Genomic DNA, 14,457 nt, shown 5'->3' with positions numbered 1-14,457 from the left:
GAGTGCTGTTCGCTTTTCGAGTTCATACAAAAAGAGCTCTAATCACCAAGTGATTAGAACTCCAATATTTTGTTCACCAACAACAGTTGACGAAGAACCTAGATATTGGGGGTTATTATTTCAATGTTTTCGAGGGGCGATTTGACATTTATAGACCCTTGAGCTATTCACGTGGTAAATTTAGCAAATTATCTTTACCTGTGTAATCTGGACTAGACTTTACATACTTTGTATTAAGCCTTTTTTCTGGAATAACGAGTGGATATGGTGAAATGTTTACCTTTACTTGAATTGAAGGATTATCTTTTAACCAATCATAAATTGATTCTTTTGTATAAAAATCAGCGGTCTTTATACTACCTTCTAAATAAATGGAGTAAATCGAAGTTAACTTATTATCCCTTTCTTTACCAGCTTGCATACGTATTTTTGAAGCATAAATCATTAGTATTCCTCCTGTTAGATATACATTAAATATAAAAACATTGTGATTATAAAAATTATTTTTCCCCTTGCTGAGCTAGAAGCTTACTAACATTGATAGTTGGCATATTATAACCAGGAAATTCATTGGATGTCGTTGTCAATGTAGCGATAATAGCGCGGACGTATGGATAAAGAATAGCAACTGCGTTATTACGTACCAAAGCGTCTAGTCCAACATTTGTGGCATCTTCGTCAGGTTCATAAACAAAGGTTCCTATTATAGAACAACTAACTTGGAATGGAATAGTTTTGTCCTCTAGAGAACCAACAATAACTGACAATGTGATATTAATATTATTATCTTCTATATTGATTTTTGGTGTCATTTTGGGCTCTAAAGAAATAGGCTTTTTTACAGATTCAAACACTGGATTCCGCTCATATTTCATTTGCATAACCTTATATCCAAGAAATTTCAAAACACTCACTATGCAACATCTCCTAATTTGTTATTAAAGGATAGACTATCTTTGTATATCTGTGGGGTGGTATACAAAATACTATCCAGAGTATATGAGGATGAGTCAAGTTTGTTAGGCAGTAGCTGATCATGAAATCGTAAAATATCAGGTGATTTCCTCTGATATTCATAACTTTCCTTGACAGCTCTAAATAAAATTTCTTGATATTTTACCTGCACACGTTGGTTGTTTTCAATCTGTGTTAGTGATGAGGATCCAATTCCAATAGCATTAGCAAATTCTCTCACTGACATATTTAATTGATTCCGCAAATTTCTAATCTCATCAGGAGTCATGTACCCTTTACGTTTTCTGTAGGCGTCAAAACCTCTTTTAACGTTTTCCATTGGATTATTGAAGTCTCCCCACAATTCGCCATCTTTATCCTGCCAGTAGTGATTCATCACTACTAAATCAGATTCATCTTTAACTTTTATCACCTCTGGCTTCCAGACTTCAGCATAATTTTCAGTAGTCTCCAATTCGGGGTTATAGAATTCTTTTATTTTATTCATTGCAATGCCCTCTCTTTCTTCTACTAATCAATTTTAGCTAATTATCTATATGGAAAGTGCAATGGGTGTTCTGCTTCATGTAATGAAATCCACATAACGACTCCACTTGGCCTATCTTGAAATTTTAAATAGCAAGATAAATTATCTATATCTAATCCAAAAATCCAGATATTACCAGGAACAGGTGTTGGATGATCATCTGGCATAGGACCTGAAATATAATTTTGCCAAGTTAATAAATTATAAATCATATCAAAGGCACCATTTTGATCTATTCCTAGACTACCAAGTGTCAGCAAATTTTTACGTCGGGAACTAAGCTGCCACTGCTCTCGTCTATCTTGAATATCTTTAATTATATTTTTAATATCATCTACACTGGTCAATGAATTACACATCCAGACTTTATCATCTTTATATACAATAGCATATTTGTATCTCAAGAGATACAAATATGCGTTAATTAAAACTAAGACTTAATTGTAGTAACTATTTTTAAGGTAATTATAGACCTTGAAGATTAAATTAATATGGCTTAACATTTCATGCAAATTTAGAATATAATTTCAAAATAATTATGCTGATGAAACGCAAAAAGAGCAAGCATAGAATCATTGCTTGCTCTTTTATAGGCGTTATTTGATAGTTATAGTCCCTGAATCTTAGTGCGAATTAACATCTCATGAAAGTTTAGAATTTAATTTCGAAAATAAATAAAATACGAAAATAGCGAAGCCCATTCCGGATAGAATACCACTGATCAAAACATGGTTGGTTAATAAAAGAAATAGCATTCCTGCTACGATTAATATTCCACCTATGCCTAAACTTAGGTTTCTATTTGGTATTAGTTTTTTATTTTTAATACCCATTTTCATTTTAAAAGATTTTAATTGAAGCAAAGCGATAGCATTTAAGATGCCAAATATATTTAGAATCAGAACAACATCATTACTAAACTGAATTACATTAACAATTTTGAGTATAAGTAGTGTAAGAAAAAGTAAATCGATGATAAGCAATATAATGAATATTGGACGAATAGATTTTTCCACGCTTTTCTTTTCCAAATATTCTTTCATTCCAGAATCCTCCTTTAGTAAAATGTCTAGTGAAATGTGGTAGTAGTCACTTAACTTAATTAAGTTGGCAATGTCAGGATAAGTTTTTTCGTTTTCCCAACTAGAAATTGTTTGTCTAGTAACAAAGAAATCTCTAGCAACTTGTTCCTGAGTAAGATTCAATTCTGTTCTTGCATTTTTTAGACGACCACCAAATTTCATAAATACCCTCCTGATTTCAAAATAATTATGCTGATGAAACGCAAAAAGAGCAAGCAATGATTCTATGCTTGCTCTTTTATAGGCGTTATTTGGAGACTATGGACCCTACATTGTTTTTAAATATCTAATAATGAATTGACTTACATTAGCTTCTTGACACATATATTCAAGATATGATTGAGTCATTTCAACATCTTTGCTATTAAAGTCCATACTTAATAACGAACGACAGCTATTGATTTCTTCTTGTGAGGGTGTGCATTGCTTCTTGATATAATCTTTTTTACTTGTAAGTTCTTTTAAGCCTTGTTTCATTTGCTGGCAATTGTCGAAAATTACTATACGTTGAAAAAGATTCATTCTTTGATACCCGTCAGGAGCGGTTGGACTATTTTTCATTGATAAAAACAATTTTTCTACCGAGAATTCAAGAGAATCGGCAATGAAGTATTGAAATGTAAGGGGATTATCACTAAAGGAAGCTATAGTGCTTAAATTAGGTACAAGAGTCATAAAGCGAGCACCATCTAGAAAAACTACAAGGAATTCGTTTATTGTTCTATTTTTATATTTTAATACTAACTTTTGCCAACCCATACGAGCTCGGTACTGTCCTAAAGCATAGGATTCAACTTTATATCGATCTTGATCATCATCTTCAAGGAACATGCAATAATCAGGGTTTACATTATAGAGAAATCCTATTTTATCGGTCTCAAAATATTCCCAGTTATTTATATCCTGTAATTTAATTTTATATTGTTGCTGAATCGGTAAATCTAAGCCAAATCTTTTTTTCCAAAGGCGTTCAACCAGATAATCACTTGCCGAATCACTGATTGGAGTATTCGTATCATTTTCTCTTGCAAATATTTGTCCAGCATGGATTGGTCGTTTAGCCTTTTTAGGGTGTTTATCTTCGTCAAGATAAACGGGTACATCTATTGTATCTTTTATTGTAATAATATCTATTATATGGTTCTTAACTTTGATAGGCTCAACAATTACCTTTGGTGTATGTGAATTGGCGATAGGTAACGAATGCAGAAAATCAGTAAGTTTTTGAGTATTTAATCTATTTTCATCACTTTCGACACCAGTAACATTATGATTATCATCCACACCGATAATTAAGTAACAATCTTCGTGATGTGAGGTATTTACAAAGCTAAAAATATCTTTTATTAGTTCAGCTTTATTGCCATGTGAGTACCATTGAACCTTAAAATCATGGTATTCATCTTCGGGACTAGTTAGCAAACTGTTAATTGTTTTCATATAGGGCGACCTCCTAATCTATGGGCTGACAGGTATGAATCAATCACTAGTATTTACCTTGAATCTTTTATGTGCCCTTTTTATTTTGAACGGCCATGGTTAACTGATTATTTGAAAAACCTACATTAAGCAACTGAACCGTTTAATTTAACCTCGCTGTAACTTGGCAGCCCAACCTAATAGATCTCTACTCATAATCAGCTCGTCTGAAGAGCTGCGGAACACTTATTTGTAACTAATAAAATTAGTCGCTTTTAGTGACTACGATAGGGTACACCCTAATGAATAGAGTCAGGTGCTAATAAAGTGACCTGATGCAGGATTCCATAATACTCTACCCTCAAGTAGTACAACACTGATCAGTGTGGAAGCTGTTCACGCAATACAAAAAAGAATATGACAAGAATTAAGCCTCATAAGGTTCTCATTCATGGGTAGAAGCATTGATCAACGAATTACCTTCAGCATACTGTCAATAACCATTTAAACGTTAATTTATTTATTAGGCTTATTCTTGATTAACAAAATGGAAAAAATTAGGATATTCCCTTTTAAAACATTTAAGCTCTGCATTATTATCGAACCGCCGTTTGTATGCATCAAAAGCTTTTTTATGATCATGCTCTGCTGCGAAGCGAATGTAGCATTGACTGTTATCAATAGCAAATAAAGTCAAAAAGTTGTTTTTAGTCATGCTTTCAAGAATCGGGACTATGAGATACGTAAAACGGTTGTCCGCTTCCCTGTAATTACGAGAATGAGAATACGCACAAATATAAATATTACACATTTTTTGAATGTCGCCACTGTTTTTAAAATACAGAGATAGTAAATCAACGATGCGGTTCCAATTGACCTGGTTATAAAAATCTGAATCATTCTGAGACATATTCTTTAATTTATCTATATGATCTGACAAATTGTTTGAGTCAACAAAGAAGTTAAGAAGTCTCAGGTCTGGATCGGAAGAAGTGTTCTGCTCAATGGTTTCTTTCAAGAAATCCGGAGAGTAGCCATATAATTCTGGAAAATCACGAAGGAATTTCTCGATATATTTAAGAACTGCATTATCTGATACCAAAACATGCTCAAAAAAATGTGAATCCCTAATGGTACTAACTGCGATGTCGCGGTGCTTTTCAGCGAGCATTTTTAGTACAACTACATTAATGTCTCGATTTGCAGACGCATTCTCATCTTCGCTGACAAATACTATTTTAAAAAGATGTTCAATCATATAGACATAGGTACTGCCCTGAAATTTACTGAAATAATTGATGTCTAAATAGTTAAACAAGGATTCTTGACTAGGAAACGTGTTCTTTACTTGGGCTACTTTGTCTAAAAATCCGGAAAAGCTTCTGGTGCCAGGATCGACAGGTTGACTAAAAATAAAGTTGATACAATCGTGTATCAATCCAGCAACTGTATTGATACTAGGGTGTTCGAGTGGCTCAGGCGCATCAGTATTTAGAGACGGATGCGCCGATATGTTACGCCACTTTTTTAGAGATTCCATCGCTGACTGTCCCGCTGTTGAGATAAAGTTAGGTATTCTTTTTATAGTTTCTGTGTAGACAGTTTCTTCGCGAGTTGCATCAAATATGTTTTTTTTTGAAAGATTGCTTAGTATGCCTTTAGCAGCTTTGTCATCATACATTTTAGCCAGAGAATCAACCTTTTCAAAAATGTCGCTCATGGCAACAACATAAAGCATAACGGTAGCGGATCGCAAGTTCCCGTTACTATAATCTGAAATGACTTCCTTCATGTATTTGCGCGTGTGAACGTTTTCTATTCTTTCAAGCTCCATTTCAAAAGCCAAAGTCCCAACCTCCTTGAAACCCGCCAATCATTAATATGATTAGCATACCATCCACCCGCAAAAAAGGAAGTTCGTTCTGCGAACCTATCTCAATTATTTGCATTAGGAGCCTAAAGCGCATCTGATGCAAACAATCTAGGAAATTGCCATCTAGCCAATTATTAATAATTGAATGAATGCTAAGCCGCTATCAATACTTCTAATTTGTCCACAACTGAGAACCTGTTTGATATCTTCATATAAATTTTCTCACCCTCCGCTATAACAAAGCCTTTGATATTTTGACAAGATATAATGCTCGCAGTGAAATATCCCAACTGGTAACTGTCAGTTTGTTTACTTGCTATCAAATGGGAGCAAGCATATTGTTTCTAATCTCAGGTGACGTAGACTAAAGGTCACAAACAGGTAGGCCCTAGTTAAGCATCGTGCTATCAACAGACGCAAAGGGCCCGCTCATAGGGTGATGGGCAGGCCAATTACGCATATTTTACCGAGATAAATTTTGTACACTTAGGTGTACGATGTATATTATAAGCGGCTTGGTTAATCAATAAAATCTCTTCCGTTGAGAAGAGACTTTATCCGTTAACAATATTTTCGGCAAAGTAGCTTAATTGAAGTTACCTCCTTAAGTTTATCTTGGTAAATAAAAAAGCAAAAAATATTTACGTAGTTTTTTAGGAGGTCTTAGCTGATTAACTCTAAGTTGGTTATTAACAGAATGGAGGAATTTTATGGTATCAACTCATCATATCGAAACCGTTATTAACGGCCATCATGTGAATAAGAATCATTATTTTAGTCTTAAAAGTTATCAATGGCGGGTTCGCCATCACAAAACCATGGGGAAAAAGAATCTTGCGATTGGTCAATTAGCTTGGGTAGAAGTGACTGGCCAGGTTAAACCGGTTTTAGTGATCATTACCGGGATTCACAAGTTAACCGAGGCTGCTGATCGCCAAGTCGCACGACAATTAAAGACCGTCAAGACGATTACGACTAACTCAGTTAAAGATCTTGATTCACGCACTCGGGATAACTTTGATCAGTACCTAGCTGCTCACCCCCAAGGAGACGCCTTTTATCGACCTAAAAAATGAGTTAACAGCCCAAAAACGAGTCCCGTTAAAATCCCGGTTGGGATTACTGCTAGCAAATAATTCTTAATTTCATACCACGAGAACCGCTTTTTCGTGGTTTGTAACTGCTGCTCCACTTGATTAGCGACTTGGGCCAGCGTCTCTTGGATAGCCTGGTTCACTTGGTCGCTGAGTTGGCTGAGGCGCTGGTTGTTTTGGCCTTGCTCGGTTTGAATCCGTTTGAGTGCGGTTAGATTTTCCTGACTGATCAGGTTGGTCTGCTTTTGAAACGTTGCGTAGGCGCTTTGTAAGGTCTGTTTTAATTGGGCTTGCGAGCTGGCGTTGCTGCTGTCTAAATATGTTTACTTAGCTTATTGGTGGGGGACAAGTCATAAAGGAATGAAAGGTGGCCTTATGTGGGTATTCCCATTCTCAATGACAAATGTTTTTTCAGGGACTTACAAGCCAAGTTATATTTATAAACTAACAACAAAATGAAAAAGAGGTGTGGATTAGTTATGCTTAAAAAGATTGGGTACGTAATAGCTTTATTACTAGGGTTCTTTTTAATAGTTTGGCTAGCCATTTATTGGCAACATCGCACTTATTTTACTGGAGCCGTTCGAACGTACATGGTTGCCCAAAAGATTCCAAAAAATAGCATTAAAAATCAGAAAATAGTTTTTAATTGGGTCAATATGGGACAATGGGAGGAAGATGTTTCAATTCGCCACCAACACCATACCTATCAATATATTTATAATATGTCTTGGCAGGATAAAAGGGTGTCCCTAAGTATCTATGATCATCGGGAGGGTGTTAAAGATACTCTAGCTCCTTATCCACCCTTGGAGTATGATCGTTAATTTAATTTTTGCAAGCTTTAATATATTACAAAAACAATTTATAGGAGATAAATAAAAATTGTCATTAGCTGAATTGGGAAGCTTTGCGCTACTTATTTCATTGGTCTACTGGTGGTTTTTAATGTGGCATTCATTTAAACTAACCAGGAAAACGTTAGTAATTTTAAATACAGTTGGCACTGCCTTAATGACCATTTTGACGTGGCCCATCACCTATGGAATGTTACTGATTCCGATTTTAATTATTTACGCTGTATCGACTTTTATCATCTTTAAATTACCACTGGCAGCCAAATAGTATGAGAATTTTTTTGCTTCTTATAACTATCCAAGGCGGTAGGAAAATGGGCTCTTTGTCAACTATTTCTGGGTTAGATTCCTGATTGCTTGATGAAAGGAGTAGAAATACTACCAAAAACGCCACCAACTATTATTGACTTTGTTTTTAGATACTTTTTTTTGCCTATTATTATATTCAGCAACTCTATTTTCATTTTGCTTGTCGTTTTTATCCTTGCTGTGACGAGTATTATCACTATTCGACAAGGTATCGTCCTTGTCGTTTGAATATTGTTGTTGAGTTGAACTAGAATGTTCAAGCAGACCACTCAATTTCCGCACGTGCTCTTTTAATTGATGGTTTTCTGCAACCGTTGCTATCTGTAATTTTTGCTGCTGATCTAAGGCTTGTTGTAAATTTGCAATTTGTTGATCTTTAACATCAAGTTGCTTCAGCAAGATATGATCAACATTTTTGTCCTTGTCGTTTTCAGCTTGCCGATTTGGTTGTCGTTCTTGTCGTTCTTGTCGTTTTTGCTTGTCAAAATTAGCAAGCAGCTTAACGCCTTGATTGTCTATTTATAGATGGTTTTTGACTTTATAAGTGTGTTTGCTTCGAAAGCCATTAATGCTATTAATACGTTGATTAATGGCTTGTTTTGATAATTTCAATTCTTCTGAAAGTTGTCGAATAGTCTTGCCCAATAGTTTCACCACCTAATTAATCCGCCTTAAATTATAAGTTAAAAACGACAAGAACACCAATCGACAAGCAAAGATTAAACTCGTTGTCGTTCTTGTCGTTTTTTTAAAGCTAAGTATCAATTTATTAAATAGTCTATTTGCAAATTAAGGTTTACCGGTTAGTAAGCGCTATGCTAGACTATAGTTAATTTAACAATCAAATATTAAAAGATCAGGCTAATACATAAAAGAGATCCCAATCCATTTGGGATTGAGATCTCTTTTATAGTATTAGCAAGTAGCTCTCACTAGCTACTTAGATTCAGTCGATTTTGACTTCCCGGAAAAAATCGACTGAAATATTGCTTTTAACTTTGTAAGATGATTATACCGCAGACCGGTCCACGAGGACAAGGCTAGGATAGTTAAAAAACAAAATTGAAACCAATGGACTAAGTAGCTAGTAGAAGCTGCCTAGTCCATTTTTATTTTGTTGTTAGAAATTAAAAAAGTTGCCGATTGGGCAACCAGACAAGATCCATGCTGATAAATTACAAAGTTCTCACAGCAAATGAATGCTTTGTAATTCAGTTAGAGCATATCAGATTTGTATTTTAAAGCAAATCAAATGTTTTAGCAACTCTCTTTTGAGCCAGCATGGGTCGAGTATAGAAAGGGAGTTTTTATAATGACAGAAGCAACTAATTTCAATTACTACGAGGCTGACAACGTTTATGGGACCTTATTTTTTCAGTTTCCTAAGGTTTTAATGTATGGGGAAAAATATAAGCACCTCAGCAGTGACGCTAAACTTGCCTACATGATCCTCAAAGACCGGTTAGAATATTCATTAAGAAACAACTGGGTCGATGAAGATAATCATATTTACTTTATTTTTACTAATCAAGAATTGGTGAACTTATTCAATTGTTCCGAACACAAAGTCATCAAAGTAAAAACTGAACTAGAATCAATTGGTTTACTCTTTCAAAAACAAATGGGTTTCAATCTTAAAACGAAAAAGAATGAACCAAATCGTTTATATCTATCCAAACTCGATGTCAAAGCCACCGATGTCTATCTACGAAGCGAATATGGTAAAAAGGCGCCGCAATCCCTTGCTACAAGCGGAACTGCAAAAAGTGCAGTTCCGCGAGAGACCGCTGAAACCCTTGCTACAAGCGGAACTGCAAAAAGTGCAGTTCCGCATAAGTCCGTTGACAGCGCCTCCCAAACCCTTGCTACAAGCGGAACTGCAAAAAGTGCAGTTAATCTAGATAAAGAACCTAAAGCAAGAGATAAAGATAGATACAAGATAGATACTCAAAAGTTAGACTTTTCCACAGCCAACTTTTCACCAGCAGAAATTCAAAAGCAAAACCAGGATTTAGTAAAACATGCTGACGAGTTCTTAACCGATCCAGAAAGTGGCTGGGAAGTCTTCTTAGAACCCGAAGCCATTCAACTGCTCAGTTTCTGGTGTCGAACACCACAACAAATGCGGCGCTTCATTGGCATTATCTTAAATGCTAAGTACCGAGTTGAGAAAGATCACAAAGATATTGGTGTCATAATCCCACTTGATGATGAGGAACTGAAACCTTTAATGACTAAAGCCTTGAGACGCTACTTTAACGCCCTGAGAAGCAATGAGAAGCACATCAAGAATGTTGAGAACTACTTATACGGCACCATGCAAAACCTATTTGGCGTTTGGTGGAATAAACGAGCGGCTAGAGAATATGCGGCCAAACACTCAGAAGAATTCAAAAATCAAGAGGCCCTTTCAGATTAGCTCTAAAATCGTTTCTCAGCCGTTTTAGTTAACTGGCATATAAATACACCAAAGCTGATTTAAAATGGCTGAGAAACGATAAATATAGCCAATAATAAGCGAAAAATACGCTAATTGGTTTCAAAATCCTAAATTCATGTCAATAAAACGCCAATTTGGTTTAACCCTGGAATAAAATTGTCAGCAATTGAGGACGCGGAAAACTGAAAGCTCAACTTGAACTAACCGAAATACTTGGTCAATAACCAGAAAATAAGGCCGGTCAGAATACCAGTCGGGATCACAGCCAGCAGATAATTCTTAATTTCATACCACGAGAACCGCTTTTTCGTGGTTTGTAACTGCTGATCCATTTGATCAGCGACTTGGGCCATCGTCTCTTGAATGGTCTGGTTCACTTGGTCGCTGAGTTGGCTGAGGCGCTGGTTGTTTTTGGCTTGTTCGGTTTGAATTTGTTTGAGCGCGGTCAGATTTTCCTGACTGATCAGGTTGGTCTGCTTTTGGAATGCTGCGTAGGCGCTTTGTAAGGTCTGTTTTAATTGGGCCTGCGAGCTGGCGTTGCTGCTGTCTAAGTTGTTTAAGGTCGTCTGAAACTGTTGGTTGACTTGTTGGGCGGTCTGTTCGATCTGATGAAGTTGTTGATCGAGGGACGTTTTGGCTGTGGCTTGCAGTTGAATCTGAGTGCCTTGGTAATTCCGGAGTTCGGCTATGGTCTGATTGAGCTGGGTCAATTGTTGGGTTAACGGTTCGTTCTGGTTGCTGGTTGGTTCTTGTTTGGTTTTGTCGGCTTGCCAACTCATTAAAAATCGTCTCCTTTTCATAATCAAGCCCGAGTTTGGTTCCCCGAGACTTGTAATTGGTCCCTAATAGCTGATAGGTGAGATTTTTGCCCCGTTCCCATACTTTAACTGCCTGTTGTTTCAAGTCGTCCTGAAAGGCCTGAAAATCGCGAATCAGGGGGTTCTGCATGGTGTGATCCACGGCTTGGCGAATTTGATCTTTCCAAGTGGGCTGGTGTTGAGCCCGCAGCTTAATTTCGGCCATCGAACGTTTTTCATGACGGTTGGGATCAGGCTGGGTGACCATTAAGCCATGTTCCTGGCACACTTGATCCGTGATGTGGACTAAGTGATCGCGATATTGGTGCCAATTACCGTGCATTTTTTGCCCGGTTTCCAGGTTAATCGCGCCAATGACGGCATGAACATGCAACGAATCGGTATCGGCATGTTCATAAAGGGCCACCTGTTGATTGGGATAGGCTTTGGCATAAACTTCTTTGGCAACGGCTAAAACCGTTGTCTGATCATGAGGATCTTGCGGATTAAATTCCAACGGGCTAAAGGCAATCCGGCTGGCATACGCTTGGGTTTTACCAGGATTGCCATAGACGGCCCGCACTTGTTTAAATTCGCTTTTAGCGTACTGAATATCTAAATTGAGGCCATCTTTTTTGATGGCTCGTTTTTCAGCGTAATTGACTAACCTAGATGCACTGGTGGAACGTTTTATGTGAGTTGTTGCCATACGCGTTGCACCTCGTTTTGTAAATCCTTTAATGCTTGGGGATCGATTTGACCACCTTGATTAGCATGATGGGCCAATTGATTAAGATTACCGCCAATTTTAGCTAACTGATGAGTGATGTTCTGGGCATCTTGGGCAGTAATCTTAGGGGCAACTAAGCGCGCCCCCTGGGCCTTCTTTTTGACAAAAGCCGGCACGGACAGATTTAAAGTTTGCGCGGAACGCGCCAGCTTTAAATAGTCCGGTTCACTCACCCGAAAATTAATTTGTTTGCTAGCCTGACGATGAACCTGAGTCGTCTTTTTTGTGCTAGCCAGATTTTGTAGTCCGTTCACAAGTCCCACCTCCGTTGCCCTGCGGACAAAGTTATTCGAGATATCAAAAGTCGGATCAGCCGACGGCTGATGACCTCCTAATGATAATCGAATAACAGAGGCTTGGCAAGCAACCCGCATGCTAGCCACAAGACTACGTTTGTGGCAGCTGCGGTGCTTGCAAGGGGGACAGCTAACGCTCCCCCTTGACCCCCAAGTTCGCTGTGCAATGCCAAAATGGTTAGCCGATTGGCTAGCCACTTTTTGGCAAAGCTTCGCGTTTTTACTCAAAATTGCTATCGGAATTTGAGTAAAAAAGTCTTCCAGACGGGGGCTTTCGGCCGAATGATTTTGCATCATCAGCATGCTTTCGGCAGGAGCCTTTCAGGCGGAGTTTTGCGCAAACGGCGCAAGCTAATTTAGCTTGATCAAAAAAGCAGCAGTTGATTAAATCAACTGCTGTTAAATGAAATTAAAACTCTTCTAGTTTGTCTAAGTTATCTTCAGTTTTATCATTTTTTTCGGTTTTAATATATCCTGAATTATTGTCGTGTTATTGGTTGCTATTTCTTCAGCATAAGAAAAAGACCATATTGCTACTCGTTTATAGCCATATGGTCTTTTATATTAGTCAGCGAATGGTGCTTTGCCTAGATAAGCACTGATCATCCAAATATTTTTATCGGTTTCATCCTTGAAGCCATTAAGCATATCTTGAGTTGGGAAGTCTTTTTCTTCGTCAGTAACTTCGATTCCTTTTTGGTATTGGTCACGTAGGTACTTGAATTGATCAACTAGCCGTTGCATGAATTCAGTCATCGTTAATTGATCAAAATCGACTTTGTCATCTGGTAGGCCAGTATTTTCAATGAATTCGTGAGTTGTTGCCAGTGGGCTGCCGTTTAAAGCAATCAAGCGTTCTGCAATTTGATCGAGCTGTTCGCTTAGTTGATCGCCATATTCGTCCATCAGCGGATGGAGACGGAAGAAGTTTTCACCGCGCATATACCAGTGTGTTTGTTGAACGTTGACCTTTAATTGGCTGATATCGGCAATCAGTTGATTGAGTTGTGCTTTTGATTTTGGAAAGTCATAATTGTAAGTTGTCATAATGAACCCCTCTTCATAACTATTGGTTACACTAATACTATAACAGTTGTGAAAGCGCTTTTCAAATCAAATACTTGTGGTCCATTGGCGGTATAAATCTTCGATAATTGCTACGGTGTGGCAGGTGATTGTCGGCGTCATAACTGGGATAGTCAGTTGATGTTGGGACCAGAGTTGATTAAAGTGCTGAATCTCAAAAACAAATTCGCTATTTTGAGTGACCTGTAACGAAGTGGCGTGGCCAGTATTATCATATAAAGTGGCGCTGCTGGCCTTCCAGTAGTCGGGAATCACGATTTTACCATGACTGCCATAAATGATCATTCTGCTAGGTAGTGGTGTTTTGGCGGTGATGAATAGGTGGACTAAAATATTCTTTTCAGTCTGCAGGATCATATCACTTTGTTGATCAGCTGCTGGTGCCTGTCGCTGACAGAGGCCGTGATAACTAGTAAAGCGTTGCGCTAATAAGTATTGAATATAGTCTAGCGGGTAGGCGGCGCTACCATGAAAAGCACCACCTGCGGCTGGTTACTATTCTCGAAGGATAAATGGTCAACACCGCGTCGTCTATACCATTGATAAAGCAACTAAAATAGTCGAAATCTACTCATGTTGGGCCCATTATGAAAGTGGTGCTCTTGAAATGAGCGGTAAATCTAATTCCCGAAAAAACTAGTGATTTAATATGCGTTATAAATTATAATATCAAAATAAATAACCCCCAACATCTATATTATAGATATTGGTTCTACAATATCTGTTGTTGGTAATAGATTTTTGTCTATTACTGATGACAGTTTTTTGTTTATCATTAGAATAAAAAAGCGGACATCTCCCGTCCGTTAACTTGCTCCCACCACAGAATTAAGTCAAGAAAGGAAATGCCCTATGTCAAATGATACTACGAAAATGTTGTTAGGAATAGATGATGAACACTTAATAATTGAGG

At 37.4% G+C, this 14,457-nt stretch carries 16 protein-coding genes and 1 pseudogene; 4 read left to right on the top strand and 13 right to left on the bottom strand.

From position 1 onward, the window contains the following. Positions 1-163: 163 nt before the first annotated feature. The 7 genes from FFM73_RS10845 to FFM73_RS10815 form a co-directional block, all read right to left on the bottom strand. Positions 164-445, bottom strand: coding sequence for a DUF3892 domain-containing protein (locus FFM73_RS10845; protein ID WP_062904674.1), 282 nt, complete (start codon positions 443-445; stop codon positions 164-166). 55 nt (positions 446-500) lie between these two features. Further along, positions 501-914, bottom strand: a complete 414-nt coding sequence (locus tag FFM73_RS10840) for a protein-export chaperone SecB (RefSeq protein ID WP_062904673.1) — start codon at positions 912-914, stop codon at positions 501-503. Further along, a complete protein-coding gene (locus tag FFM73_RS10835; protein ID WP_062904365.1) occupies positions 914-1,462 on the bottom strand; it encodes a helix-turn-helix domain-containing protein in 549 nt (182 codons plus the stop codon). Before FFM73_RS10835 ends, FFM73_RS10840 begins: the two co-directional genes overlap by 1 nt. A 41-nt stretch (positions 1,463-1,503) precedes the next feature. Beyond that, complete coding sequence (locus tag FFM73_RS10830; protein ID WP_062904672.1) at positions 1,504-1,848, bottom strand: hypothetical protein; 345 nt, start codon at positions 1,846-1,848, stop codon at positions 1,504-1,506. A 294-nt stretch (positions 1,849-2,142) separates the two neighbouring features. Then, positions 2,143-2,745, bottom strand: coding sequence for a helix-turn-helix domain-containing protein (locus FFM73_RS10825; protein WP_137631727.1), 603 nt, complete (start codon positions 2,743-2,745; stop codon positions 2,143-2,145). 105 nt (positions 2,746-2,850) lie between these two features. Continuing rightward, entirely contained in the window at positions 2,851-4,023 is a 1,173-nt protein-coding gene (locus FFM73_RS10820; protein WP_065493187.1) for an ATP-binding protein, read from the bottom strand. A 508-nt stretch (positions 4,024-4,531) separates the two neighbouring features. After that, a complete protein-coding gene (locus FFM73_RS10815) occupies positions 4,532-5,848 on the bottom strand; it encodes a hypothetical protein (RefSeq protein WP_137631726.1) in 1,317 nt (438 codons plus the stop codon). A gap of 737 nt (positions 5,849-6,585) precedes the next feature. On the opposite strand from FFM73_RS10815, the gene FFM73_RS10810 reads away from it, so the two are divergent. Together FFM73_RS10810 and FFM73_RS10795 are read left to right on the top strand one after the other, a co-directional pair. Next, on the top strand, positions 6,586-6,951 hold the full coding sequence (locus FFM73_RS10810) for a DUF5839 family protein (RefSeq protein WP_235874509.1): 366 nt from the start codon (positions 6,586-6,588) through the stop codon (positions 6,949-6,951). Between the two features lie 497 nt (positions 6,952-7,448). Beyond that, positions 7,449-7,796, top strand: coding sequence for a DUF3139 domain-containing protein (locus FFM73_RS10795; protein WP_010620858.1), 348 nt, complete (start codon positions 7,449-7,451; stop codon positions 7,794-7,796). A gap of 408 nt (positions 7,797-8,204) precedes the next feature. Here FFM73_RS10795 and FFM73_RS13205 read toward each other — a convergent pair. Further along, positions 8,205-8,780: pseudogene (locus FFM73_RS13205) on the bottom strand (DUF536 domain-containing protein). Between the two features lie 667 nt (positions 8,781-9,447). On the opposite strand from FFM73_RS13205, the gene FFM73_RS10780 reads away from it, so the two are divergent. Continuing rightward, positions 9,448-10,554, top strand: coding sequence for a replication initiator protein A (locus tag FFM73_RS10780; RefSeq protein ID WP_137631724.1), 1,107 nt, complete (start codon positions 9,448-9,450; stop codon positions 10,552-10,554). Between the two features lie 221 nt (positions 10,555-10,775). Here FFM73_RS10780 and FFM73_RS12800 read toward each other — a convergent pair whose 3' ends face one another. The 5 genes from FFM73_RS12800 to FFM73_RS10760 form a co-directional block, all read right to left on the bottom strand. Then, complete coding sequence (locus FFM73_RS12800) at positions 10,776-10,928, bottom strand: hypothetical protein (protein WP_162838578.1); 153 nt, start codon at positions 10,926-10,928, stop codon at positions 10,776-10,778. Further along, positions 10,912-12,081: a relaxase/mobilization nuclease domain-containing protein gene (locus tag FFM73_RS10775; RefSeq protein ID WP_137631723.1), complete on the bottom strand. Its 1,170-nt coding sequence runs from the start codon at positions 12,079-12,081 to the stop codon at positions 10,912-10,914. Before FFM73_RS10775 ends, FFM73_RS12800 begins: the two co-directional genes overlap by 17 nt. Continuing rightward, complete coding sequence (locus FFM73_RS13030; RefSeq protein ID WP_235874507.1) at positions 12,063-12,416, bottom strand: plasmid mobilization protein; 354 nt, start codon at positions 12,414-12,416, stop codon at positions 12,063-12,065. The genes FFM73_RS10775 and FFM73_RS13030 overlap by 19 nt, the downstream gene beginning before the upstream one ends. 606 nt (positions 12,417-13,022) lie before the next feature. Continuing rightward, on the bottom strand, positions 13,023-13,505 hold the full coding sequence (locus FFM73_RS10765) for a Dps family protein (RefSeq protein WP_137631721.1): 483 nt from the start codon (positions 13,503-13,505) through the stop codon (positions 13,023-13,025). Positions 13,506-13,571: 66 nt separating this feature from the next. Next, on the bottom strand, positions 13,572-13,985 hold the full coding sequence (locus tag FFM73_RS10760; RefSeq protein WP_373278669.1) for a hypothetical protein: 414 nt from the start codon (positions 13,983-13,985) through the stop codon (positions 13,572-13,574). Positions 13,986-14,052: 67 nt separating this feature from the next. On the opposite strand from FFM73_RS10760, the gene FFM73_RS10755 reads away from it, so the two are divergent. After that, positions 14,053-14,184: a hypothetical protein gene (locus tag FFM73_RS10755; RefSeq protein WP_371857022.1), complete on the top strand. Its 132-nt coding sequence runs from the start codon at positions 14,053-14,055 to the stop codon at positions 14,182-14,184. The last annotated feature ends 273 nt before the right edge of the window (positions 14,185-14,457 follow it).

Source organism: Secundilactobacillus hailunensis (genome assembly GCF_005405185.1).
In the GTDB taxonomy this organism is placed as follows: domain Bacteria; phylum Bacillota; class Bacilli; order Lactobacillales; family Lactobacillaceae; genus Secundilactobacillus; species Secundilactobacillus hailunensis.
Note: the sequence above shows the minus strand (reverse complement) of the source record. Positions and strands in the feature narration are given on the sequence as shown.

Bases quoted from the DNA above. Each gene is read 5' to 3' on its own strand.
- FFM73_RS10820 (WP_065493187.1), bottom strand. From the start codon at position 4,023: ATGAAAACAATTAACAGTTTGCTAACTAGTCCCGAAGATGAATACCAT.
- FFM73_RS10825 (WP_137631727.1), bottom strand. From the start codon at position 2,745: ATGAAATTTGGTGGTCGTCTAAAAAATGCAAGAACAGAATTGAATCTT.
- FFM73_RS10845 (WP_062904674.1), bottom strand. From the start codon at position 445: ATGATTTATGCTTCAAAAATACGTATGCAAGCTGGTAAAGAAAGGGAT.
- FFM73_RS12800 (WP_162838578.1), bottom strand. From the start codon at position 10,928: ATGGCCCAAGTCGCTGATCAAATGGATCAGCAGTTACAAACCACGAAA.
- FFM73_RS10780 (WP_137631724.1), top strand. From the start codon at position 9,448: ATGACAGAAGCAACTAATTTCAATTACTACGAGGCTGACAACGTTTAT.
- FFM73_RS10835 (WP_062904365.1), bottom strand. From the start codon at position 1,462: ATGAATAAAATAAAAGAATTCTATAACCCCGAATTGGAGACTACTGAA.
- FFM73_RS10810 (WP_235874509.1), top strand. From the start codon at position 6,586: ATGGTATCAACTCATCATATCGAAACCGTTATTAACGGCCATCATGTG.
- FFM73_RS10795 (WP_010620858.1), top strand. From the start codon at position 7,449: ATGCTTAAAAAGATTGGGTACGTAATAGCTTTATTACTAGGGTTCTTT.
- FFM73_RS10775 (WP_137631723.1), bottom strand. From the start codon at position 12,081: ATGGCAACAACTCACATAAAACGTTCCACCAGTGCATCTAGGTTAGTC.
- FFM73_RS10765 (WP_137631721.1), bottom strand. From the start codon at position 13,505: ATGACAACTTACAATTATGACTTTCCAAAATCAAAAGCACAACTCAAT.